The 22,609-nt window shown below is 41.5% G+C and carries 22 protein-coding genes; 9 read left to right on the top strand and 13 right to left on the bottom strand.

From position 1 onward, the window contains the following. Nucleotides 1-54: 54 nt before the first annotated feature. Nucleotides 55-1,311, bottom strand: a complete 1,257-nt coding sequence (locus RP262_RS06145; RefSeq protein WP_185755757.1) for a competence/damage-inducible protein A — start codon at nt 1,309-1,311, stop codon at nt 55-57. Between the two features lie 270 nt (nt 1,312-1,581). Between RP262_RS06145 and RP262_RS06140 the strand changes: the two genes are divergently transcribed. Next, entirely contained in the window at nt 1,582-1,992 is a 411-nt protein-coding gene (locus RP262_RS06140) for a helix-turn-helix transcriptional regulator (RefSeq protein WP_311154582.1), read from the top strand. Nucleotides 1,993-2,199: 207 nt separating this feature from the next. On the opposite strand, the gene RP262_RS06135 is transcribed toward RP262_RS06140, so the two are convergent. From RP262_RS06135 to RP262_RS06120, 4 genes are all read right to left on the bottom strand, one after another. Continuing rightward, nucleotides 2,200-2,691 carry a hypothetical protein gene (locus RP262_RS06135; protein WP_002894087.1) on the bottom strand — a complete coding sequence of 164 codons (492 nt, stop codon included), beginning with the start codon at nt 2,689-2,691 and terminating at the stop codon, nt 2,200-2,202. Next, a complete protein-coding gene (locus RP262_RS06130; RefSeq protein WP_311154581.1) occupies nt 2,688-3,311 on the bottom strand; it encodes an ATP-binding cassette domain-containing protein in 624 nt (207 codons plus the stop codon). Before RP262_RS06130 ends, RP262_RS06135 begins: the two co-directional genes overlap by 4 nt. Continuing rightward, a complete protein-coding gene (locus tag RP262_RS06125) occupies nt 3,311-5,293 on the bottom strand; it encodes an ABC transporter permease (protein WP_311154580.1) in 1,983 nt (660 codons plus the stop codon). Before RP262_RS06125 ends, RP262_RS06130 begins: the two co-directional genes overlap by 1 nt. A 67-nt stretch (nt 5,294-5,360) precedes the next feature. Further along, nucleotides 5,361-5,699 (bottom strand): hypothetical protein, encoded by a 339-nt coding sequence (locus tag RP262_RS06120; protein ID WP_002894090.1) that lies wholly within the window; start codon nt 5,697-5,699, stop codon nt 5,361-5,363. Between the two features lie 387 nt (nt 5,700-6,086). Here RP262_RS06120 and RP262_RS06115 point away from each other — a divergent pair, with 387 nt between their 5' ends. Further along, a complete protein-coding gene (locus RP262_RS06115; RefSeq protein ID WP_311154579.1) occupies nt 6,087-6,935 on the top strand; it encodes a helix-turn-helix domain-containing protein in 849 nt (282 codons plus the stop codon). Nucleotides 6,936-6,944: 9 nt separating this feature from the next. Here the strand turns inward: RP262_RS06115 and RP262_RS06110 are convergent, their stop codons facing one another. Together RP262_RS06110 and ruvA are read right to left on the bottom strand one after the other, a co-directional pair. After that, nucleotides 6,945-7,517 carry a DNA-3-methyladenine glycosylase I gene (locus RP262_RS06110; protein ID WP_311154578.1) on the bottom strand — a complete coding sequence of 191 codons (573 nt, stop codon included), beginning with the start codon at nt 7,515-7,517 and terminating at the stop codon, nt 6,945-6,947. A gap of 9 nt (nt 7,518-7,526) precedes the next feature. Beyond that, nucleotides 7,527-8,117 (bottom strand): Holliday junction branch migration protein RuvA, encoded by a 591-nt coding sequence (gene ruvA / locus RP262_RS06105; protein WP_009660167.1) that lies wholly within the window; start codon nt 8,115-8,117, stop codon nt 7,527-7,529. A gap of 167 nt (nt 8,118-8,284) precedes the next feature. Between ruvA and RP262_RS06100 the strand changes: the two genes are divergently transcribed. Both RP262_RS06100 and RP262_RS06095 read left to right on the top strand, forming a co-directional pair. Continuing rightward, on the top strand, nt 8,285-8,791 hold the full coding sequence (locus RP262_RS06100; protein ID WP_311154594.1) for a helix-turn-helix transcriptional regulator: 507 nt from the start codon (nt 8,285-8,287) through the stop codon (nt 8,789-8,791). Next, entirely contained in the window at nt 8,775-9,296 is a 522-nt protein-coding gene (locus RP262_RS06095; protein ID WP_002894097.1) for an RDD family protein, read from the top strand. The genes RP262_RS06100 and RP262_RS06095 overlap by 17 nt, the downstream gene beginning before the upstream one ends. A 35-nt stretch (nt 9,297-9,331) precedes the next feature. Here the strand turns inward: RP262_RS06095 and mutL are convergent, their stop codons facing one another. Beyond that, complete coding sequence (gene mutL, locus RP262_RS06090; protein ID WP_032912360.1) at nt 9,332-11,278, bottom strand: DNA mismatch repair endonuclease MutL; 1,947 nt, start codon at nt 11,276-11,278, stop codon at nt 9,332-9,334. Between the two features lie 183 nt (nt 11,279-11,461). On the opposite strand from mutL, the gene RP262_RS06085 reads away from it, so the two are divergent. Beyond that, a complete protein-coding gene (locus RP262_RS06085; RefSeq protein WP_002908487.1) occupies nt 11,462-11,902 on the top strand; it encodes a LytTR family DNA-binding domain-containing protein in 441 nt (146 codons plus the stop codon). Further along, on the top strand, nt 11,899-12,369 hold the full coding sequence (locus RP262_RS06080) for a DUF3021 family protein (RefSeq protein ID WP_002908482.1): 471 nt from the start codon (nt 11,899-11,901) through the stop codon (nt 12,367-12,369). The genes RP262_RS06085 and RP262_RS06080 overlap by 4 nt, the downstream gene beginning before the upstream one ends. Nucleotides 12,370-12,417: 48 nt before the next feature. Here the strand turns inward: RP262_RS06080 and mutS are convergent, their stop codons facing one another. Together mutS and argR are read right to left on the bottom strand one after the other, a co-directional pair. Further along, complete coding sequence (gene mutS, locus RP262_RS06075) at nt 12,418-14,967, bottom strand: DNA mismatch repair protein MutS (RefSeq protein ID WP_311154577.1); 2,550 nt, start codon at nt 14,965-14,967, stop codon at nt 12,418-12,420. Nucleotides 14,968-15,045: 78 nt separating this feature from the next. Continuing rightward, entirely contained in the window at nt 15,046-15,483 is a 438-nt protein-coding gene (gene argR / locus RP262_RS06070) for an arginine repressor (RefSeq protein ID WP_002902018.1), read from the bottom strand. A gap of 300 nt (nt 15,484-15,783) precedes the next feature. On the opposite strand from argR, the gene argS reads away from it, so the two are divergent. The 3 genes from argS to RP262_RS06055 all read left to right on the top strand — a co-directional run bounded on the left by argS (nt 15,784) and on the right by RP262_RS06055 (nt 18,959). After that, nucleotides 15,784-17,472: an arginine--tRNA ligase gene (argS, locus tag RP262_RS06065; RefSeq protein WP_311154576.1), complete on the top strand. Its 1,689-nt coding sequence runs from the start codon at nt 15,784-15,786 to the stop codon at nt 17,470-17,472. A 123-nt stretch (nt 17,473-17,595) separates the two neighbouring features. Further along, on the top strand, nt 17,596-18,588 hold the full coding sequence (locus RP262_RS06060) for a hypothetical protein (RefSeq protein ID WP_311154575.1): 993 nt from the start codon (nt 17,596-17,598) through the stop codon (nt 18,586-18,588). Nucleotides 18,589-18,599: 11 nt separating this feature from the next. Beyond that, a complete protein-coding gene (locus RP262_RS06055) occupies nt 18,600-18,959 on the top strand; it encodes a hypothetical protein (RefSeq protein WP_311154574.1) in 360 nt (119 codons plus the stop codon). 118 nt (nt 18,960-19,077) lie between these two features. Here RP262_RS06055 and nrdI read toward each other — a convergent pair whose 3' ends face one another. From nrdI to glgP, 3 genes are all read right to left on the bottom strand, one after another. Then, nucleotides 19,078-19,566, bottom strand: a complete 489-nt coding sequence (gene nrdI, locus RP262_RS06050) for a class Ib ribonucleoside-diphosphate reductase assembly flavoprotein NrdI (protein WP_125377961.1) — start codon at nt 19,564-19,566, stop codon at nt 19,078-19,080. Nucleotides 19,567-19,628: 62 nt separating this feature from the next. Further along, nucleotides 19,629-20,147 carry a lantibiotic ABC transporter permease gene (locus RP262_RS06045; protein ID WP_125377962.1) on the bottom strand — a complete coding sequence of 173 codons (519 nt, stop codon included), beginning with the start codon at nt 20,145-20,147 and terminating at the stop codon, nt 19,629-19,631. Between the two features lie 178 nt (nt 20,148-20,325). Continuing rightward, a complete protein-coding gene (gene glgP, locus RP262_RS06040) occupies nt 20,326-22,587 on the bottom strand; it encodes a glycogen/starch/alpha-glucan family phosphorylase (protein WP_002908475.1) in 2,262 nt (753 codons plus the stop codon). Nucleotides 22,588-22,609 lie beyond the last annotated feature (22 nt).

The raw sequence follows: 22,609 nt of genomic DNA, 5'->3' as shown, positions 1-22,609 counted from the left end.
ATTTCTCCTGTTTTTCTAAAATATCTTTTGGCCATCTGCTAATTATACCAAAATTCAGCTATTTAATAAAGTTTTTCGTACTAGGTTGAAGGCGTGCAGAACAGCAATTTCCCGCACATCACGCCGACTTCGTCCAGCAATATTGACCTTAATAGTTTCTGTTCCAGCAGCACTTGCTAAGCCGATAAAAACGGTCCCTGCTGGATGGCCTTCCAGTGACTCTGGGCCTGCCACACCTGTCAGACTTACAGCCAAGTCACTCTGAGTCAGCTTTCTAGCCTGCTCTGCCATTTTCCCAGCTGTAAAAGCGGAAACGACACCGTGCTTCTCCAGGTCTCCAAACGGAATATCCAGCATTCGGCTCTTTTCCTCCATGCTGTAGGTGACAAAGCCACCTGAAAAAATAGCTGAAGCTCCAGCAAAATCTGCCAAAGTCGCTTGAAAGAGGCCAGCTGTCAGACTCTCTGCTGCCGAAATCGTCTTTCCTTGACTCTTGAGCAAATCAAAAGCCACCTGTGCCAAGGAATTGTCATCCCCATAACCATAGAAAATCTCTGACAGTGATTGCCCCTCAAAAGTCTTATGGGACAAAATTTCCTTTTCCACAGCCTCAAACTCAGTGTCGGCTTCTGCCTGACTCAGAGCCTTGGTAGACAGTCGTAGGGTAACTTCCCCTGTCTTTGCATAAGGAGCAATGGTGGGGTCACTCTGCTGCTCAATCATCTCTGACAAAATAGTCACTAGCTGACTCTCGCCGATACCAAAGAAACGCAACACCCGTGAGTATAATTTCTGACCTGTGGATAAGAGGGGAACCAGCTCATTATTGACCATAGGTTTAAGCTCGCTAGGCGGGCCAGGCAAGACTACATAGGTCACTCCGTCTGCTTCTAACAAGCCTCCGACAGCTAAGCCGGTAGCATTTGGTAACGGAGTTGAGCCTTCGACCAGCTGAGCCTGACGCTCATTATTGGGTGTTCGAGCGTAATCTGGCCGGCTAGCAAAAAAGCGATCTAACTTTTCCACAGCCTGTGAGTCAAAATTGAGCTCACGTCCTAAGAACTTAGCCAAGGTCTGCTTGGTCAAATCATCCTCTGTTGGCCCCAAGCCACCTGTCAGGATAATCAGATTACTACGTCCTTGAGCAATTTCCAAAACAGAGAGGAGACGATTTTCATTGTCCCCCACTGCTGTCTGAAAATAGACATCAATCCCCAGACTCGCCAGTTTTTCAGATAAAAATTGGGCATTGGTATTGACAATCTGACCCGTCAGAATCTCAGTGCCCACAGCAATAATTTCTGCTTTCATAGAACCTCCTACCTTACTATTCGGAATTGGCTTTATTTTATCACAAAAAATCTTAAAAAAGTTGATTTTCATTTCAGGAAATAAAAAGAACTGTCAAGCTCCTTGACAAACTTGTCAACATGCTGTGGAAAACTTTTAAGAATGACTGATGTTATGCAGAATAACTGGATTGTTAGGAAAATGCTATTGGCAAATGGTTTCATTATTTTTATAATAAAGATGAAAAAAGGAAATCCTCTAAATATTTTTATTTAAAGAAAGGAGATCACCATGAAAATTTCACAAGTTCTCAAAGACATTCGTCAACAAAATCAACTCACTCAGGAGGCCTTGGCAGAAAGGCTCAAGGTTTCCCGCTCTGCCATTGCCCGCTGGGAAAGCGAAAAAGGTATCCCTGATATTGGAAATCTCATCGCTATCAGTCGGGAGTTTGATATCAGTCTGGACACACTCATCAAGAAGGATGAGCGCTTGGAGAAAAAGGTTATCGAAGATAGCAAGGCCAAGAAATGGCATTATTTAGTCATCCTCTACCTTTTTTCCATCTTGGTTTATATTGGTGCCTTCGCTTACTTGCACCATATCTTTATGGCTGGCTTCCTCATCTCCACCCTCTTTATGCTCTTCTATGAACTGCGCATCTTTATCAAGGAAAAGATTTGGAGGCAGAAGGATAACTAAACGAAATTCCTTGGATGTTAGAAAACCAAGGAATTTTTTCTATGAAACAAGGAATATAGTCGCACTATTATGAAAGAGAACAGACAAGCAAAGAAAAAAGAGGAAAGTAAAACTGCAGCTACCTTTGACAAATGAGCTGAATCAAGATTTGTATTTCAAAAATTTATTGGAACTTTTGTCTTTATGCGTTTGTCGTGTAATCATAAATTATTTTTTAAACGCTTCGTATAGTTTTTTATAGAACTCTTTCTTTTCTTTTTTTTGATTATTAAACTCTTTTTTGCCGTAATCAAAATTCGCTACTGAAAATCCCTTGCCATCATCAGAAAAAGTGAAGAATTCTATCCCAATCAATTTATTATTTTTAGCATCTACTACAGTAGTTCCTAAATTATTGTTAAATTGTTTAACTTCTTCTTCACTAACTCCAAACCCCATAGCAGTGCCATCTGCAATAATATTTGAAAACACTTCTTCTGAAGATGCTACTTCTTTGACAGATATTAGATAGACAGCATCTTCTGTTTCTACTTGCCTTACCTTATCCCATCTTTCGGTATCATTCGAAGAGATTGTATAGACTGTTAAATCCACCGAAGGTTTATTGGAATTTTCTTTTTTAATCACTTGTTTGCCAATTAAGACGATTGCGAGTATTCCAATGACTAGTAGCAAACTAATATAAATTTTCTTTTTCATGCCTGACTTCCTATATCTTTTATGTCAACGATAACATCAACTTTACTATATACAGCTGGATCATGTGTTGCTATAATAACATAATTGTTCTTGGCTGCTTCACTCAATAATAAGTTGATGATTTCATTCCCAATCTCACTATCCAAGGCTCCTGTAGGTTCATCCGCTAAAATAATTTTACGCGGTTTCATTAACATTCTTGCAATAGCTACACGCTGAGCCTGTCCCCCAGACAATTCATATATTTTATGTTTTAAATAGTCCCTAGAAAGGCCTACTTTTTCAAGTATCTCAGATATAATCTTTTTGTCTTTATTGAGGAGTTTTAAATTATCATATACTGTTTTGTTTTCTATCAAAGAATAATTTTGGAATACATACCCAATAGTATTTTTAAAATAGGTTCTTTCTTTGGTTTTCCAAATATCCTGTTTATCAACTAACACTTTTCCACTGTCAATTTTTTCTAGCCTTCCTATAATGTTTAGCAAGGTACTTTTACCTGAACCCGAACCGCCAATCAAGGCGTAGCTTTTCCCAGCTTCAAAGGTTAAATTTAAATCTGTAAATATTTCTTTTGAGCCATATTTTTTTGTAACATTCACAATTTCAATTGTCATTAGTCATCCCCTTTTAGAATTTGAGTGTATCTATCAGATAATTTTCTGAAACTTATTATCATTGACATCATTAAAACCGTTAAAGAAGCAAGACCAATATACAATAACTCTATTTGTCCTGTCATGATAAATGTCAATAAGATAACCATTATAATCGTTATCATAAAATATTTTAGACTTGAAATGGCTATACCTGTTTTCGATAGGCCTAAAATGATTTTTTTGACATAGTCATTCTGTTTTAAGGCAACAAACATTTGAGCATATTGATAAATGAGTAGAAATACAATTCCACAAATAATTATTTGCAGTATTTTTGAAAGGAGAATTTGGTGCTCTAAAGATTGAATATTAAGTTTCACAGTTTGGTAAACCTCGACTGGATTGATTGAAAAATTCAAACTAGCACTCAAATCGTTGATGTCCTTAATTGCTTCTGGACTAAAAAGTGAGTTATATATGATATTGCTTGCCAAAATAAAATCGTTAGTTTCTACCATTTTATCAGTATCTAATACAACCACTATATTACTCTTACTATTTGTCACACTTTCCAAAGGTAGATTATCTTTATTTTCAGGGACACTACTGCCATTTTCATTGAAATAGAAAAATTCTTGCCCATCAGGAATGACTTGCACCGTAAGATCATCTTTTGTATAGTTTGTACCAGTAAATTGTTCTGCTACAACCGTATTCTCGATTGATGCCTTATTCTCTTTAAATTTATTAGGAATATAGATGGTTGCTATTTTATTATCTAAAATACGATAGTTTGTTCCATTAACTTTATTTTGTACCTTAGCACCTGTTTGATTGATATAAACCAGCTCTTTATTAACCTCTGGATTCGTTATCCCATCACTTTTTAATTGCTTAGAAAAATCTTCTGTAACATGAGAAGTTTTCATAAAATCTGGAACATAGGCTGAAGATGATTTGATATATATAAAATCCAGTTTTTTTAAGGCTTTAGCAATCTCTATATACTTAGCTCCTGAGTCATTTGCTTCTTCTCCATTAGTAACAGATTCATTTTCAATACCCAAAAACTCTAGTCTTTTCCAATCTTTTACTGCACTCCATGGTTCTAAATGCTTTATCTGTATATTTATCTTTGATTGACTAGCCTTTGTTTCCCGTAAAAAGACTCCTGAAACAACTATTATGCTAGAAATAACCGCAAGCCATACGATAAAAATGAGGCTGTTTTTGGCCTTATTTTTTATAATTTCAATAGGCTTTTCAACCTGAATCGTCAGCCAAAATAAAACAAAGGTGATGAGATCAATGATTTGAAAAATTATAAAATTGGTTAGAAGTAAAGAGAAGAATAACTTGGAACTATAGGTGAAGAGACCACTCCCCAGAAAAGAGCCATAGAAAACCATCAATAAAGCAACTAAAATCAGCTCAAAAGTAACAGAAATTAAATAATCCTTTTTTAGGTTATACACAGGCAATCCTAAAGAACGTCTTATCATCCCTTCTTTAATCTTTCTCGCTCTAACAACAAATAAAACAACTAATAAGGTTAAGTAAATTGAAATCATTAACAAAAATCTTAAAGAGCCAGTAAATTGTATCATTCCTCCCATATACCAAGGGTAAGCCATATATACTACTTGCAGACCTGTAGACGTAAGTTTTTTTAAACCATTTGAATCTATTTCCCCTAGAGTATAGTACATCCCTGTTATCGGTATAGACTTTAATTGTTCATGGCTGGCATCATCAAGATTTATATAAGTCAACTGTCCTGAATTCTGAACCACCGGCTTGTATATTTTAACTTTTTTCTCTTCTGATAGGCCACTAATCATTTGATATATTTCTTCATTAGAAAGATTGCTTTTCCCTTGAATGGAGAAGGCACCATCAATTGGTAAAGGTATTGGTTTTTGAGTATCACTAATACTAACCAGACCAATGGCAGCAATTAAGCAAAAAAAGAGTCCTATAACACCTAATTTTAATTTCATAAGCTCCTACCTATATTATAAAAGACCCTATAATATTATTGGGTCTTCCAACTTTCATAAACTATTGTTAAAATTTAAAGTAGTTCCAATGTGCATTTAATCGAACATCATTCCAACTTTTTGTTGAACTTGACATTGCCCATCCATATTTTTGAGAATCAGATGACTTAACAGTTCCCCAAAGATTAGTTATCGAAGATTTTGAACCAATATTATTCGGAGATTTAACATAGTAATTAGAATAACCATAGTTATCATTCACACCATAATTCCATTCATCAATAATCGGATATGGGGCTGGATATGCTACTTCTGCACTAACGATACTAGTCATAGTAGTTAGCCCAAAACCTAAAGAAACTGTAGCTAATAAAGCTAATGTTTTATTTTTAATTCTTATTTTCATAACTACACTCCTATATTGAATATTTTATAGTTTTTAGAGAATATTTTACCTTTCCAATTTATAGCTTAGCTAGTCACAATCAACGACCCCTTGGTCTCACCTCCTTTAATTTTATAGATTCTAATTTTTAAATATATATATATTTAATCTTTGCCTACTTTTTTGAATTATTTAGTCCATTGGACTCGCCCCTTTCCTATTCTATTCACTTTACCCCCATGGCCACCACCATGGAGATACACCTGTAGTAACTATTGACGTTACCGCCAGTAAAATTAAATTGTACACAATTTTTTTCACATTGCCCTCCCTTTTATTTCATGATATACTATTTTAAAATATTTTTTCAAAATGTAGCTTTTAGTAACATTTTAAAAAGGAGTTCTTATGCGCTGGGATTATGGAAAAATCTATAAAGAAATTAGAAAATCAAAAGGGTTGACTCAAGAAGAAATTTGTGGAGATTTTTTAGCTCGCTCAACTTTGGCACGAATTGAAAGCGGGCAAGTCGTGCCAAAGTTCGATACCATGATTTTTTTACTTCGCCAGATAGATATGACACTAGAAGAATTTAAATACATTTGTGATTATTATCAACCTAGTCAACGGCAGAAAATTTTAAATTCTCTGTATAACCAAGTTGAGTCTATTGTAGGGACAAAAGGTTTGTTACAACTAAAGAGAGAATGCGAGGCATATCTATATAAACATTCCGATATTCCGATTAAACATGCTTTAGATATCATCAATATTACTATTCATTTAAGACAAAATGGAATTTCTGAGACAAAAGAAATTAATGCTACTACCAATAAAATTTGGGCGTATTTAGAGAAACAGGACACTTGGTATGAAAGTGACTTTCGACTGCTTTCTACCATCCTTTATTTCTTCCCTTTAGAAAATATCAAACAATTTACCCAAAAGATTTTAAATAGCATAAAAAAATACCAATCATTTCGCTATGGGAATAATCTACAAATCGGACTCTTAGTCAACCTTTCTACCATCTATCTTTATAATGGATTAAAGAGAGAATGCGCTGAAATTACTACGTACATTTACGATTTGTCAAAAAAAGAAAAACGTTATGATTCCCTCGGGCTTTCACAGATTCGACTTGGAATTTGCAAAAATGATAACGAATTAATAAAAAAAGGGATTGCTCTACTACAACTTGCCGATGAAAAAGAGCTAGTAAAATCTCTAAAAGAAGAAATTGAAAAATACCGTTGAGAATCTTTCTCAAACGGTATTTTTACGTGGATTAAAATCACAATCATTTTCATGATCGTTGATAAGGCCAGCTGCTTCTAGGAATGAATAGACACAAACGGGACCGACAAATTTGAAGCCTTGCTTTTTCAGCGCCTTGGACATAGTTTCTGACAGCTCTGTCTTAGTAGGTGCTTCCTTGTAATGGACAATCTGATTGTTAATCGTTTTGAAATCTACAAAGGACCAGATATAGTCGTTAAAAGAGCCAAACTGCTTTTGAACAGTCAAAAAAGCTTGAGCATTAGCCCTGGTCGCATAGATTTTCATCTTATTACGGATGATATTAGGATTATTTAAAAGACTATCCAAGTCAGCATCTGTCATCTGAGCAATTTTCTGGGCATCATAGAAATGAAAAGCTTCCCGAAAAGCCTGACGTTTATTCAGAATGGTCTCCCAAGAAAGTCCAGCCTGATAGGTCTCCATGCAGAGCAATTCAAATAATTTCTGATTATCATGGAGGGGTTTGCCCCACTCCTCATCATGATAGGCTACATACAAGGAGTTGTTCATTTTTACCCAGCCGCATCGTTTGGTCATAACTTTCTCCTATTTCACCAACATCTTAAGGGCTGACTTGATATAGTTTTCTGCTGTATCCGTCGTTCCTTCAAAGAATTTCTTGATTTTCTTGAGCTCAGCAGCTTTGTAGCCCAGAGCCAGCATGGCTTCCATGGCTTCTTCCAGCTCCTGATTATCCACAGTCTGGACAGGTGCCTTGCTTTCTGCCAGACCATCCGCCGCCACTACCTTGCCTTCCAAGTCCAGCACCATCTGCTGGGCTGTTTTCTTGCCAATTTTAGGAAACTTGGTCAGGTAGGTGATATTTTTCTGCTCAATGGCTTGCACTAAGCCAGCATTATCATCCGCCGCAATAATTGCCAGGGCAGACACTGGGCCGATACCTGAGACTGAAATCAAGCTGAGAAAGAGTTGCTTCTCCTCCTCAGTCGCAAAACCGTACAGGAGCTCCGCGTCTTCCCTCACCACCTGGTGCACATAGACCTTAGCTTCCTGATGAAGACGCCCTGAGTATGCATAGGGGTTGGCCACATGAAGAATATAGCCGATAGAGTTGACTTCCAATACGATGTACTTGGCTGTAATTTTACTGATGATTCCTTTAAAATATTCGTACATAATCTTCCTTCTTTTTGTATCATTTTGCCTATCTAGTATATCATATTTTCTGTCTGGAAACTGCAAATAGAAGTGCAACCAGCGGTTGACAAAATGTACAGGAAGCTGTATTCTCAAGATAAATAAAAGCTGTTAGGATAGAGATAGAAAAAAAGGAGGCTGTGATGATGAAACTCGCTGATAAATTATTTGAACTAAGAAAAGAAAAAGGCTGGTCACAAGAAAAGCTGGCAGAACAAATCAATGTCTCTCGCCAAAGCATTTCCAAGTGGGAATCTGGCCAAGCACTGCCAGAGCTGGAAAAAATTGTAGAGCTGAGCAAGATTTTCCAGGTGACGACAGATTATCTGCTTTTAGAAGAAAGTGACAAACCAGAAATAAAACCTGTCCTCTCAGAAGACGAAAAAGATCGCTACTATAAGGAAGTGAAATCTTATGGTTTCTGGCAGGTTCTGTATATTTTTATATCAGCTCTGGCTATTTTTCTCTTCTTCGCAGGTTCCAGCTTTCCAGCAACATTCACTGCCCTGGTCTGGTTGACTTTCTTCCTCTTAATCGCATCAGCAATGGCTATTAACAAGGCACTAAAGATTAAGAAAAAGTATCTGGACAAGGTTATAGGCCTTGATGAGGATTCTAAGAAAGAAGGTGCTCAAGATGAAACTAAAAACTGACAATCCCATACCTGTCAAAACGCGTCTGAAAGAGCTGCTTGGAGACTGGCTCTTCATCTTGGGCTATCTCATTGCTCTTTTTTTACTGGCTATGGGCTTTTACAATCTGGTTCTAGGGGGCATTCCTGCATTCACTGAAGCTCAGAGCCAACTTCTGGCTTTTTCTAGCTCCGTCCTGCCTCTAACTATCATCTTTGCTTGGCTAGACTATAGAAAAGGAAGTTTTGGCAAGCGTTGGGCAGGTTTACAGTTGGTTTACAAACATAGGAGACTTTCCCACAGCCTTTTGCGCTCTGCTATCAAGTTTTTCCCTTGGCAACTGGGACATATGGGAGCTATCCGTAATGCTTATCAAGCAGATACCCTGTCAATTATCTTGTCAACTTCAGCAGGTATTCTCTTCTTGATCTTTCTGCTGATGGGACTACTTCGCAAGGACAAACGCCATCCAGCTGATTTGCTTGCTGGAACGCAAGTTCAGCTCAAAAATTCAAAACAGCTCTAGTTCTATGACTAGGGCTGTTTGATCTTCTATAGAGTTTAGTATTTCCCCAACTCCCGCAGGCTAGTATGATTTTCCTGAATGCGGCGAAACATTTTTTCCATATCCGACTTGGTAAAATTGACTAAGACCGGTCGGCCGTGTGGGCAGTTGTAAGGATTGTCACACTGGGACAGCTGAAAGAGCAAGTCACGCGCAGAGTAGTCATCCAGACTGTGATTGGCCTTGATGGAGCGTTTGCAGCTCATCATAATGGCCAGCTCTGCTCGATATTTCTTGATAGAAACTTCCTTGGTCAGGAGAAGCATATCACACATCTCATAGATACCTGCTTCAATCTCCTCTTCCTTGAACCAAATGGGATGCTCACGGAGGATAAACTGATTGGCTCCGTACTCCTCTAAAAAGATGCCAGCATCTTCTAACAGCTCCATCCGCTGCTTGATTCGCAGCATATCGTCTGCTGGAAATTCAAAGATATAGGGCACCAAGAGCTGTTGCTGGCTATTGTCCACATCCCCTATCTTCTCTCGATAATACTCATACTTGACCCGCTCTTGGGCAGCATGCTGGTCAATAATGTAAAGACCGCCCTTGCCCTGAGCAAAGAGATAGGTACCATGCATCTGGCCGAAATATTCTAACTCTGGGAAGCTTGATTTCTCTTCCTGCTCCAACTTATCCACAGCTCGCTCCAGACTGGCCTGGTCTAGCTCTGGATGGTCTAGCTGGTCATAACTAACTGGCCTTCTCTCTGCAAATTTGACCGAAGTTGATTGTGGCGGTTCTGCTTTTTCGTCAGTATTTGCCTGAACAGGATCTGCTGTTTCTTCAAAGGATAACTGCTGCTCGGCCACCTGCGGCTTGAGGAAAAAGTCATTCTGCTCCTTATCGTAGTAGAGGCGATTTTCTTTCAGCGGGAGACTGGTCTGTTCAGGCTTAGTCGCACGCTTAACAGTTGATTTGGCTAGATTTTCCAAAGCATCCGGGATAAGGTCTTGCTCCTTGAGACTGGTCGAAATTGCTTGCGAAATCAAGGCCATGAGTTCCCGCTCTTTAGAAATTCGCACCTCTTGCTTGGTCGGATGGACATTGACATCGGCCAGATAGGGGTCAATCTGAATATTGATGACCGCGAGTGGAAAGCGACCTACCATCAGCTTGCTGCCGTAGCCATCCAAAATAGCACGATTGAGCAGGAAATTCTTGATATAGCGGCCATTGATGAGAATCGTAATATAATTCCGATTCGCACGAGTCAACTCAGGCAGACTGACATAACCACTCACTTCAAAGTCCAGATCTGAAGCAGAGATTTCCACCATTTTCTTGGCTGTTGCCAGGCCATAGATTCCTGCAATAGCCTGACGCAGATTGCCGCTGCCGGCAGTCCGTGTCATTTCTCGGCCGTCGCTGATAAGGGTGAAAGCCACTTCCGGATGGGCCAGACTGAGCCGATTAATCACATCAACGATATGGGACAGCTCAGCCTGCTGGCTCTTCATATACTTGAGCCGGGCTGGAGTATTAAAGAAGAGATCTTCTATCTTGATTTTCGTTCCCACCGGACTGCTGGTAGGCTCATGCTCTTCAATCTCGCCACCCTGGGCAACCAGCAGAGTCCCGTGCTGGCCGGCTTCCGTCGCTGTCTCAATAGTAAAACGCGAGACAGAAGCAATGGAAGGAATGGCCTCACCACGGAAACCCAATGTCCGAATCCGAAAGAGATCCGCCTGCTTCTTGATTTTACTGGTAGCATGGCGTCGAAGGGCCAGAGGAACATCTTCGTGGTCTATGCCTTCGCCATTATCCGTTACCTGAATGCTCTTGAGTCCGGCCTCCTCGATTTCGATGGTAATCTGGCTTGCACCCGCATCAATTGAATTTTCCACTAGCTCCTTGACCACGCTGCTAGGCCGCTCAATGACTTCACCGGCCGCAATCTGATTGGCTAGAATTTCTGGAAGTTCGATAATTTTTGACATCTTTTTCTCCGTATTTGTTCTGCTATCTATTATAACACATTGGGCTCTTTCTATCAGAAGGCAGCCTTTCTCGACCATTCTGCTCACAAGCCAAACCAGATAGACACAAATAGCTGCCACATAGGCAAAAGGGCTTGTTTTCTCTGCCATGTTGCGGTTTAATAAAGGTGAAAGGAGGAAGTTATGAAAGTTAAGCTAAGAATTGATTCTCAAGTTACCGAAGACTCCGTCAGCATTGAGGCTCGCCTCATGACAGAAAGTATTCAGGAATTGGTCCACTTTGCTCAACATCTAGGCAAAAAAGACAAGATTCATGTCAAGAAAGAGGACGAAATCTATCTGCTGGATGCTAAGGAAATCCACCGAATCTATACAGAAAACCGCCAGATTCAGGTTCGAACAGCAAAAGACAGCTATCGAGCTCAACAAGCTCTTTATCAATTGCTGCAGGTCCTACCGGAATATTTCCTGCAGATTTCTCAGTCGGAGATTATCAACAGCCGACAAATCAGCCACCTCAAGCTGACTCCAAATGGTCTGATTCAGATATTTCTGAAAAACGGCGATCAGACATACTCGTCCCGCCGTTATCTAAAATCCATTAAAGAAAGGTTGCAATTATGAAAACTCGTCTTAAAGAACTCTTTTTCGGAGGAATTGGAGGGATTTTCATCGGTCTCTTCTTCTCCATGATTGTTTCTTATTTTTACAATCCAGCTTATCTACCGCTTCATCCTCGCTCGCCTATTGGCCACTTCTTTTTGAGCCAGCATGTCCATGTTTCCCTCATCATGCTCTACTGCATGCTTATCTGGTTTATCATGGGAGCTATTTTCAGATGGAGCGGAAGCTTCTTCCAAAGAGACTGGAGCATCCTGCGCTCCGTCGTCAGCCACTTTGGCGTGATGATTCTAACCTTTGCACTTTTGGCTAATCTAGCTGGATTTTTCCCAAGAGAAAAAATACTTAGCCTGACACTAACTGCCGTCGGGGAATTCACCCTCATCTATCTAATCATTTCAGGTGCCATCTACTACCGCACTTACCGCAACATTCAAAAAATCAATAGCGGTTTGTCTAGAAAATCGTGAGAAATAAAAAGAGCAGACTTGTTAATTTCACAAGTCTGTTCTTGGTTTTTACAACTTCTTCTTGAGCTCGGCTACCACCGCCATGACTTCCAGGGGAGTCATATTGTAGATGTCCAGGTCTCGTAGTTCAGTCAGGACCGGATTTTCCGGCCCTTCTGCAAAAAGAGATATCTGCTCCGCCACTTGCGACTGCTTCGGTCTGGATGCAGTAGGAAGCTCTGAGCCTAGTCCTGTATCCTGACTCTCCAAATGACTCAAAATGCTATCCGCCCGCTCCAGTAATTTCTCAGGAAGTCCGGCAATTTTCGCCACATGGATTCCGTAGGACTTGTCAGCCGGACCTGGCTCAATCTTATGCAGGAAAGTCACCTGTCCATCCTTTTCCAAGGTTGCCACATGGACATTTTCCAAATGCTCCAAGCTATTCTCTAAAGCTGTCAGCTCATGATAGTGGGTGGCAAAGAGGGTCTTGGCTCCAGTATAATGATGAATATGCTCAATAATAGCCTGAGCCAGCGCCATCCCATCGTAAGTAGCCGTCCCACGGCCCAACTCATCAAAGAGGATGAGCGAACGCTCGCTGGCCTGCCGAATGGCCCGATTGGCCTCCATCATCTCCACCATAAAGGTGGACTGGCCGGACACCAGATCATCCGCCGCACCGATGCGAGTGAAAATCGCATCAAATATTGGCAGACTGGCAGACTGAGCGGGCACATAAGAGCCCATCTGTGCCATAATAACGATGATAGCCAGCTGGCGCATATAAGTTGATTTCCCGCTCATATTAGGCCCGGTAATCAGCTGGATGTCCGTTTCCTGGTCTAGCAGAATACTATTTGGAATGTAGCTTTGGGCACCCATGACCTTTTCCACAACAGCATGCCGACCTTTTTCAATCTGCAGACAGCGCTCTGCAGTAAAGACGGGGCGCACCAAATGTAGTTGCTCTGCTACCGCAGCAAAGCTCTGCAGGACATCTACAGTTGCCAGCGTTTGTGCCAAAGCCTGCAAGCGCTGGATGTATTTGCCAGCTTCCTCGCGAATCCGCATGAAAATCTCGTATTCCAAATTAGCAGATTTTTCACGCGCCTCCAACATCTCTCCCTCAATCCGGGCCAGCTCCTCCGTTCCGAAACGCTCCGAATTTTTCAGGGTCGCCTTGCGGAAGAAATGACTAGGCACATGAGCCAGCTGAGAATTGGTCACGTGGAAATAGTAACCATCTTTTTTATTGTAATCAATCTTCAGATTGCTGATGCCGCTATTAGCACGTTCTTTGACTTCCAGCTCCGCAATCCATCCGGTTCCCTCCCTCAGCACAAGCCGATACTGATCCAAGGTCTCATCAAAACCAGTCCGAATAATATTGCCCTCGGTGATGATATGGGGTGCATCCGGCGAAATAGCTGAGCTAATCAAGCCCGCCAACTCTGGAATAGGATCCAAGCCCTCAATCAAACGAGCTAGATGCGGGCTGCCGATTCCTTGCAAGATAGCCTTAATCTGAGGCACATTGCCCAATGTAGCTGCCAACTGCAGCAGATCCTTGGGATTGGTCTTGCCAAAAGATACCCGACTAGCCAGCCGCTCGATATCATAGACTCCCTTGAGGCTCTCCGTCAAATCACTCCGCTCAAAGAAATGATCCAGAAAAACCTCAACGACATTCTGCCGCTGGATGATTCGCGCTTCATCAATCAGCGGACGCTGAATCCAAGAGCGCAGCATACGGCCGCCCATGGCCGTCTTGGTCTCATCCATCAGCCAATAAAGACTGCCGTGCTTCTTGCCTGAGCGAGCATTTTCTGTCAAATCCAGACTCGCCTTGGTAGCATAGTCCATTTGCAGAAAGTCCTTGATTTCATAATGCTGAGCCTTCTTCAAATGGCTGAGCTCCCTCATCTGAGTCCGGTGCACATACTCAAGCAATTTCCCCGCTGCCTGACGTTCCATCGGAGACAACTCCTCGCCTAGCAGCTGGACATCGTCCAAAGCTGTCTGTACATAGGACAATAAGAGGTTCATCTGCCCAGCCAAGACCTGCTCCTCAGCTTCTGGCAAGGTATAGCCCAGCACCACTTCCCTAGCTTTCAAATTGCGGATTTCCCCACAGACCAAGACAAAGTCCTCTAAACTAGTCACCTGAAATTCACCGGTCACCAAGTCCATATAAGCCAGACCATAGAGACTATCCGAGTAATCCAGAGCCACCAGAAAATTATTAGCAGAGTCCGGCTTACTGGAGTCCACCACCGTCCCCGGCGTGATAACCTGAACGACCTCCCGCTTAACAACGCCCTTGGCTTCCTTTGGATCTTCCATCTGCTCCGCAATCGCTACCTTATAGCCTGATTCGACCAAAACATCAATATACTGCTGAGCCGAATGATAGGGAACTCCAGCCATGGGAATCGGATTTTCTGCATTTTTATTTCGACTAGTGAGAGAAATCTCTAAAATCTGGGCGGCATTGACCGCATCATCATAAAACAACTCATAGAAATCCCCCATCCGAAAGAGCAAGAAAGCATCTGGATAGTCCTTTTTGATATCCAAATACTGCTGCATGCCTGGCGATAACTTTTCTACTGCCATCTCTATCCTTTCTAAAAACAAACGAGGTCAGGACTTCTGTCTCAAACCTCTCCATTTTTCCTGAAAAAACTGTGACTCTTACATCACTTCCTGTATTTGCTCTTCAATCTCCTGAGCAGCTGCCTGATCCCGGCAAACCACTAAAAGAGTATTGGCACCCGCAACGGTTCCCAGAATACGGCTATCAAACGAGCTATCCACGACATTGGCCAGCACTGTTGCCTCTCCCAGGCCCGTACGAAGAACCAGACTAAACTCTGCCCTGGCTACACTCTCCACATGCTTGGCTAAAAACTCTATAAAATCAATCTCTTCAGTCTCATGCGCCAAAACATAATAAGTCAGCCCCTTCTTCTTAACCTTGGTCAGGCCGATTTCACGGAGGTCACGCGACAGGGTAGTCTGCGTTACATAAATCCCTTGCGCTTCCAGACGATCCTGAATCTCCTTTTGCGTTCCTAGCTTTTCTTCCTTAATCATCGTTTTGACTAACTGATGACGGTCATTCTTTCTCATTTTTACCTCATTATTGAATATTTAGAAGCTGCATTCATGAAGGGCACTTCATCCGATGAAAGACTGCTTCTCCATCAATCTAGGCAAAGATTTGCAGGAATACTGAGAATAAACAAAAAACTTTAACGAAGAGTAACAGAGAAGGAAGCATTTAGATGAAAAGTCCATCTATAAATACAGGTTCTTATCCCTCTTATTATATCAGAAAAATTCCTATTAGCCCAAAAATTATTCCCAAAAAAATTGAAGATTCCTTGAAAAATGTGATAAAATAATAACAAAAGACACAAAGGAGCAAATATGGATAACAAACAGTTGATTGCCGGCGAATTGGCCAAGGTTATTGACAGCCTTGATCAAGACGCTATTTTAAATTTATTGGAGCAGCCAAAGAGCTCTGAACTTGGCGATATCGCCTTCCCAGCCTTTTCTCTGGCAAAGACTGAGCGCAAAGCTCCTCAAATCATCGCTGCTGATATCGCTGAAAAGATTGATACAGCGCATTTTGACAAAGTCGTTGCGACTGGTCCTTATGTCAACTTTTTCCTCAGCAAGGCTGAAATTTCTGGCCAAATTATCAAAGAAGTCATCAAAGACGGAGCTGACTACGGCCAGCAGAACGAAGGAAATGGAAAAAATGTTACCATTGACCTATCCAGCCCAAACATTGCCAAGCCTTTCTCAGTCGGCCACTTGCGCTCTACTGTTATCGGTGACGCTCTTTCCAACATCTTCCGCAAGATTGGCTACAACACCATTAAAGTCAACCACTTGGGAGACTGGGGCAAACAGTTCGGCCTCCTTATGGTAGCTTATAAGAAGTGGGGAAGCCAGGAAGCTGTTGAAGCTAACCCTATTGACGAGCTCCTCAAACTCTACGTGCGTATCAATGCCGAGATTGAAAACGACCCATCTCTGGATGAAGAAGGCCGCCTTTGGTTCAAGAAGCTGGAAGACGGTGACCCAGAAGCAACTGAGCTCTGGCAATGGTTCCGCGATGAAAGTCTGACAGAATTCAACCGTATCTACGAACTCCTAGGTGTCGAATTTGACAGTCTAAACGGCGAAGCCTTCTACAACGACAAGATGGACGAAGGGATTCAAATCCTTGAAGACAAGGGTCTCCTGCAGGAATCCAAAGGAGCTAGCATTGTAGACTTGGAAGACTTCAACCTTCCGCCTGCTATGATTAAAAAATCAGACGGTGCTACCCTCTACATTACACGTGATATCGCAACAGCCATCTACCGGGCTCGCACTTACAACTTTGTCAAAAATGTCTATGTTGTAGGTCAAGAGCAGGCCAACCACTTCAGACAGCTCAAGGCCGTTCTGAAAAAGATGGGCTTTGACTGGAGCGATGACATGATTCACGTTGACTTCGGACTGGTGACTAAGAACCGTCAAAAATTGTCTACACGTAAAGGAAATATCATCCTTCTCGAACCAACTCTGCTGGAAGCTATCAGCCGGGCTAAGAGTCAGATCGAAGCTAAAAACCCAGATTTGGAAAACAAGGAAGCTGTTGCTCGCGCAGTTGGAGTCGGAGCGGTTAAGTTCTACGACCTCAAAACTGACCGCCGCAATGGTTACGACTTTGATCTGGAAGCTATGGTTTCCTTCGAGGGAGAAACAGGCCCTTACATCCAGTATGCCTATGCTCGTATCCAGTCTATCCTGCGCAAGGCGAACTTCCAGCCAGATGCAGAGGCTACATACAGCCTGAACGATCCAGAAAGCTGGGAAATTATCAAGCTGCTCCAAGACTTCGGTCGTGTTGTCAAGCGTGCTGCTGATAACTATGAGCCATCACTGATTGCCAAATATGCTATCAGCCTGGCCCAAGCCTTTAACAAATACTATGCGCACACACGGATTCTGGATGAAAGCCCTGAGCGCGACAGCCGTCTGGCTCTCAGCTACTCAACAGCTGTTGTCCTCAAAGAAGCTCTGCGTCTGCTGGGAGTAGAAGCGCCAGAAAAGATGTAAGCTTGATTTAGAATATCAAAAAGTCTCTTTGTCAACTGTAGTGGGTTGCCAAAAAGTCATATCCTGGAGAGGACTTCTTAGTCCTCCCCTTTTTAATATTCAAAGCAATAAGGAAGTATACAAATGAAAAACAAGAATAGGTTTGTCAAAAGATACATCTGGATTTTAATCCTATCGATTAGTGTTCTACTCTCTTTTTGGGGCTATCAGGCTTATCAGAACCATCAGAAAAAGGAAGCTAAAGCTAAAGAAGAGGCATACTACAGGCAGTTCTCAACACGTTGGGATCGTCTGAAAGATAGTTCTCCGATTTTGATTGGTGATAAAGGGCAATTTGTAGTTGCGCCTATAGGAGTTAAAGTAAATCAGAATTATATGGTGGATACAAAAATCACCACATATAAAAGAGAGGATATTCCGCCAAGAAAAAAACGAGGATATGAAGCAAAGTTAGTATCTTTGGACCTTAATCAAAACTTTAAACGCCGAGAATATGATCTTTACGAGGCGATAGATAAGTATAAAAAAGGTTCAAAATTAGTAAAGATGCTAATTGATGCTGTAACTTATGAGGGAAGGGATTGGGCTGTTCTGATTTTGACCTCTGATGATGAAAAGAAGGAAGTGGATGAGTATGTAGGTTTGAACTTGGCTACAGGGCGTATAGAAGACCTCCCTCTTCCTTTGAAAAACTTTTATGAAACATCAGATTCTAGACCTGAAGCTTCAGGATGGGAATATTATCATTATTATTACAAAGCCCCCATGACGAATACTAGCTTATTTCACATACTACAAAGTTATAATTTATATGGTAGTTCGGATATCGTATTTAGCGGTGATGACGGTGGAGATAGTAATGCAGCTAGGAATTTGAATCTTTTTGTGGAAGAGCCAACTCTATGGAATAAAATTTATATAGATGACTATGCTATTTATCCTCGGCCAGAGTCGGTCAGCGTGGAAGAGTGGTTTAACACCTCTCTTCACTGGTTTGCACCTGCCGGCGGAGAAGATTTAACAGTTTATGCAAGTGAGAAGGGGCATAGGACAGATTATGCCATTCACAACTATGCGGAATATCAGACTTGGAAACAAGCGCATCCAGATGAATAAAGGAGGGAAAAATGACAATTAATATAAAACCGGATCAGCTGAATGGAACTGTAACAAGTATATCAAACGAAGTTAGTGATATTCATGCGAATGAAGCTATTATTGATGATACTGGTACAAAATTAAATGATTGTACGGCTCTTATTCGTTATACAGGTACCATTTTAGGTGAAACAGTCAGCAAATATAATACTTTTTTGAATGATTTGGCAGAAAAGTTTAAAAAGACAGTTTATAATATCAGTACAGAGATAAGAGATAATTCATCTCGTATTAATGATGGGAAAGTTAATCCAAGCGATGATTTCTTTAGACGTTTCAGTATCCACATAATCCAAAATAGTAATGTTTCGGTCCTTTATTCCCAGTAAGTTTGCGATTAAATGTAACTATTCCATAATATTCTTTCTAACCGATGGTTTTGCTACTTTGCATTATAAGTCTTACGAGACTTTTTTCCACAATTATAGAGCCCAAAAAACGAAAACCTCACTGGTTTTCGTTTTTTTCAATATGATAAAGTTCTTCAATAATGCCTGCTACCTTCTTAATGTCTCCCAACATGCCACGCATTTCAAAATCAGCCAAAACCGGAAATCCGAAGCGCTCTGAATATTGTTTAGCGGTCAGACAGTATTGGTTGTTAAAGTTACGATTGCCGCTGCCAATGACGCCCAGACACTTGCTGGCATTCTGACCATAGGCGATAAAGTCCCCCACATCGGTTGTCAGAATTTCTACATCGCCATTGTCCACACCATTGCCGCCCTCCAGATAAGTCGGCAGAAAAGCGATAAAAGGATTGCCCATTTCAAAAAAGGGCTGCCCTTCCTTTACCAGGTCTTTGATATGAATCTTCTCTACCTCTAGGCTTGGATGCTGCTCCAGCAAATAGTCTGTCAGCCTACGGACGAAACTCTCTGTATTGCCGCTCAAGCTGATGTAAACCAAGGAAACCTTTGTCATTGTATTCTCCATTCTAAAAAATAACAGATATGGTTTCTTAAAATTGTAAGCACTTATCTGTTATTTGTCAAATCTTATTCGTTTGCAGCTAGTTCCGCTTTTTCAGCTTCTTTCTGCTGCTGAATGAGCTTAAAGATGACGATAGAAAGGAAGATTAGACTAATGACTACTGAAAGGAGGATGGAGAAATTCAGCCCCGTCATCTGTGCCGAAAGAAGAGTTGAGTCTGAAAAAGAAGAAGCTATAATTCCCTTTGATACTACATAAGCATAGGCTGTCGAAATCAAGCCCACAAGAACATCGGCAATGTAGATAAGATTGGCCTTAAATATATCTTTCCTAAAAAGGAAGAAAAGAGCCACTATTAAGAGAACGATGTGCCCGTAAAAAAAGAAATTATTGGCTAGCGAATTCGCCACTTCTGCACTCTTGCTAAAATAAGTTGCATACTGGGATTTTGCTGGTTCTTCTATCTGCTTAAGAATGCTTTTCACTCCAGCATCAGAAGAAGTGAACTTGCCAAAAAGTCCCCACAAGGTTCCTACGGTTGACAAGCCCAGCAAAACATAAAGATAAATTGGTTTCTTTTTCATGAACGCCTCCTGTAAAGAAATATTTTCACTTATTATACACCGAAAAGAAAAAGCTGACAAGGCCAAGAGGCTTTCACCTTTTCAGAAGCCCAAACAATAGCTAAATCCTTATTTATTTCTTCGACTAAAAAATCAAAGCCGAAACACTGCTGTCTCGGCTTTTTTTATTTAAAGAATATTAGCTGTTCAAGTGCCATACTTCTTCTTCGTATTGAGCGATAGTACGGTCAGATGAGAAGAAGCCAGCTTTGGCGATATTGACGATGACTTTGTCCATCCATGCATCGCGGTCTTCGTAGTCCGCCAGCATGCGCTCTTTCACTTGGATATAGTCTTCCAGATCCAGCAGGGTCATGAACCAGTCCTTGCTGATCAGTTCATTGTAAAGACGTTCCAAGCGTTCAGCTTTACCAACTGCCAATACTTCATCGCTGACGATAAAGTCAACCAATGGCTTGATAGCTTCACGTGCATAGTACTCACTAGACTTGTAAGCAGATTTTGCGTAGAGGTCAATAACAGTCTCAGAATCTTCACCGAAGATGTAGATGTTGTCTTCGCCGACTAGCTCTGCAATCTCAACGTTTGCTCCGTCCATTGTACCAAGAGTCAAAGCACCGTTAAGCATGAACTTCATGTTACCAGTACCAGATGCTTCCTTAGAAGCCAGGGAAATCTGCTCAGAAATGTCACCAGCTGCAATCAAGAAGCTAGATGCTGTAACATTGTAGTTTTCTACCATAACTACTTGCAGGTGTGGAGCTACTTGAGGGTCATTAGCAATCACTTCTGACAAGCAAAGGATGAGGTGGATGATGTCCTGAGCAATCGTGTAAGCAGGAGCAGCCTTACCACCGAAGAAGACAGTGATTGGACGAGCAGGGATGTTACCAGCCTTGATGTCCAGATACTTGTGGATAACGTACAAAGCGTTCATTTGTTGGCGTTTGTACTCATGCAGACGCTTGATTTGGATATCAAAGATAGAGTCTGGATTGATTTCCACACCTTGGGCTTCCTTCAAGTGACGAGCCAATTTACGCTTGTTGTGAGCCTTGATGCCTTCCAATTTTTCTTTAACATTTGCAGTGCCAGTGAATTCCAACAAGCCTTCGAGCTTAGTTGCATCATGGTGCCAGTCGCGGCCCAGCAACTCATCCAGATAATGAGACAGACGTGGGTTGGCATGCATGAGCCAACGACGGAAAGTAATACCGTTGGTCTTGTTATTGAATTTTTCAGGGTAGATATCGTAGAAGGCTTTAAGCTCAGAGTTTTTCAGGATTTCTGTATGCAGAGCAGCAACCCCATTAACACTGTATCCGTAGTGGATATCCATGTGAGCCATGTGCACACGATCGTCTTCATCAATGATTTGCACTGCTGGATCTGTGTATTTAGCTTTAACGCGCTTGTCAAGCTCTTTGATGATAGGCACCAGGTGCGGCACTACTTCTTTCAAGAATTCCAAAGGCCATTTTTCAAGAGCTTCTGCCAAAATTGTGTGGTTCGTATAAGCAGTCATCTTCTGTACGATGGCAATTGCTTCATCCAGATCCAAACCACGCTCTGTCAAGAGACGAATCATTTCTGGGATAACCAGAGATGGGTGGGTATCATTGATTTGGATGACAGCATAGTCTGCCAAGTCGTGCAGGTTGCTACCTTTTTCAATGGCTTCGTCAATAATCAGCTGAGCACCATTTGAAACCATGAAGTACTGCTGGAAGATACGGAGCAATTCCCCTTGCTTGTCACTATCATCTGGATAGAGGAAGAGGGTCAAGTTGCGAGCGATATCTGTCTTATCAAAGTCAATACCATCTGTGATGATATCTGCATCCACTGAGTCCAAATCAAAGAGACGAAGACGGTTCTTAGTTTCTGTCTTATAACCTGGCACATCAATATCATAAAGAGTAGATGTCAGGGTGAAGTGAGCAAAAGGCACTTGGTAGCTGCGGCTAGAGCGAACCAACCAGTTTTGCTCAGTCAGCCAGAAGTTAGGAATCGTTGTCTGTTCGTTGTTTTTCAAAACCTGTTGGAAAAGACCAAAGTGGTAGTTCAGTCCTACACCATCACCATTGAGACCAAGTGTCGCAATAGAGTCCAAGAAGCAGGCAGCCAGACGGCCCAAGCCTCCGTTACCCAGAGACGGCTCCAACTCAACTTCTTCTACCTCGATCAAGTCTTTACCAGCATCTGCCAACTCTTGCTTCACATCATCGTAAAGCCCAAGGTTGATCAAGTTGTTAGACAAGAGTTTACCGATCAGGAACTCAGCTGAGATATAGTAGAGTTTTTTCTTACCAGTATTGACTGGCTTTTGAGCGCTGGCTAATTTAGTGTAGTTCAAAAGAGCCAGGTAGAGTTCTTCGTTGCTGCAATCAGCAAGATTTTTTGAATAAGTATTTTTGATATAAGTTTGTAAGTTTGACATGATTACTCCTTTCAAGTCTAGT

It is taken from the genome of uncultured Streptococcus sp. (assembly GCF_963456385.1).
In the GTDB taxonomy this organism is placed as follows: domain Bacteria; phylum Bacillota; class Bacilli; order Lactobacillales; family Streptococcaceae; genus Streptococcus.
This window is presented reverse-complemented; position numbering and strand designations above follow the sequence as displayed.

Excerpts from the sequence above, each read along its gene's own strand:
- RP262_RS06110 (WP_311154578.1), bottom strand. The coding sequence starts at position 7,517 with ATGACCAAACGATGCGGCTGGGTAAAAATGAACAACTCCTTGTATGTA.
- RP262_RS06135 (WP_002894087.1), bottom strand. The coding sequence starts at position 2,691 with ATGAAAAAGAAAATTTATATTAGTTTGCTACTAGTCATTGGAATACTC.
- ruvA (WP_009660167.1), bottom strand. The coding sequence starts at position 8,117 with ATGTACGAATATTTTAAAGGAATCATCAGTAAAATTACAGCCAAGTAC.
- RP262_RS06120 (WP_002894090.1), bottom strand. The coding sequence starts at position 5,699 with ATGAAAATAAGAATTAAAAATAAAACATTAGCTTTATTAGCTACAGTT.
- nrdI (WP_125377961.1), bottom strand. The coding sequence starts at position 19,566 with ATGGAGAATACAATGACAAAGGTTTCCTTGGTTTACATCAGCTTGAGC.
- RP262_RS06140 (WP_311154582.1), top strand. The coding sequence starts at position 1,582 with ATGAAAATTTCACAAGTTCTCAAAGACATTCGTCAACAAAATCAACTC.
- argS (WP_311154576.1), top strand. The coding sequence starts at position 15,784 with ATGGATAACAAACAGTTGATTGCCGGCGAATTGGCCAAGGTTATTGAC.
- RP262_RS06045 (WP_125377962.1), bottom strand. The coding sequence starts at position 20,147 with ATGAAAAAGAAACCAATTTATCTTTATGTTTTGCTGGGCTTGTCAACC.
- RP262_RS06060 (WP_311154575.1), top strand. The coding sequence starts at position 17,596 with ATGAAAAACAAGAATAGGTTTGTCAAAAGATACATCTGGATTTTAATC.
- RP262_RS06080 (WP_002908482.1), top strand. The coding sequence starts at position 11,899 with ATGAAAACTCGTCTTAAAGAACTCTTTTTCGGAGGAATTGGAGGGATT.
- RP262_RS06100 (WP_311154594.1), top strand. The coding sequence starts at position 8,285 with ATGAAACTCGCTGATAAATTATTTGAACTAAGAAAAGAAAAAGGCTGG.
- RP262_RS06145 (WP_185755757.1), bottom strand. The coding sequence starts at position 1,311 with ATGAAAGCAGAAATTATTGCTGTGGGCACTGAGATTCTGACGGGTCAG.
- argR (WP_002902018.1), bottom strand. The coding sequence starts at position 15,483 with ATGAGAAAGAATGACCGTCATCAGTTAGTCAAAACGATGATTAAGGAA.
- RP262_RS06095 (WP_002894097.1), top strand. The coding sequence starts at position 8,775 with ATGAAACTAAAAACTGACAATCCCATACCTGTCAAAACGCGTCTGAAA.
- RP262_RS06055 (WP_311154574.1), top strand. The coding sequence starts at position 18,600 with ATGACAATTAATATAAAACCGGATCAGCTGAATGGAACTGTAACAAGT.
- mutS (WP_311154577.1), bottom strand. The coding sequence starts at position 14,967 with ATGGCAGTAGAAAAGTTATCGCCAGGCATGCAGCAGTATTTGGATATC.
- mutL (WP_032912360.1), bottom strand. The coding sequence starts at position 11,278 with ATGTCAAAAATTATCGAACTTCCAGAAATTCTAGCCAATCAGATTGCG.
- RP262_RS06085 (WP_002908487.1), top strand. The coding sequence starts at position 11,462 with ATGAAAGTTAAGCTAAGAATTGATTCTCAAGTTACCGAAGACTCCGTC.
- RP262_RS06125 (WP_311154580.1), bottom strand. The coding sequence starts at position 5,293 with ATGAAATTAAAATTAGGTGTTATAGGACTCTTTTTTTGCTTAATTGCT.
- RP262_RS06130 (WP_311154581.1), bottom strand. The coding sequence starts at position 3,311 with ATGACAATTGAAATTGTGAATGTTACAAAAAAATATGGCTCAAAAGAA.
- RP262_RS06115 (WP_311154579.1), top strand. The coding sequence starts at position 6,087 with ATGCGCTGGGATTATGGAAAAATCTATAAAGAAATTAGAAAATCAAAA.
- glgP (WP_002908475.1), bottom strand. The coding sequence starts at position 22,587 with ATGTCAAACTTACAAACTTATATCAAAAATACTTATTCAAAAAATCTT.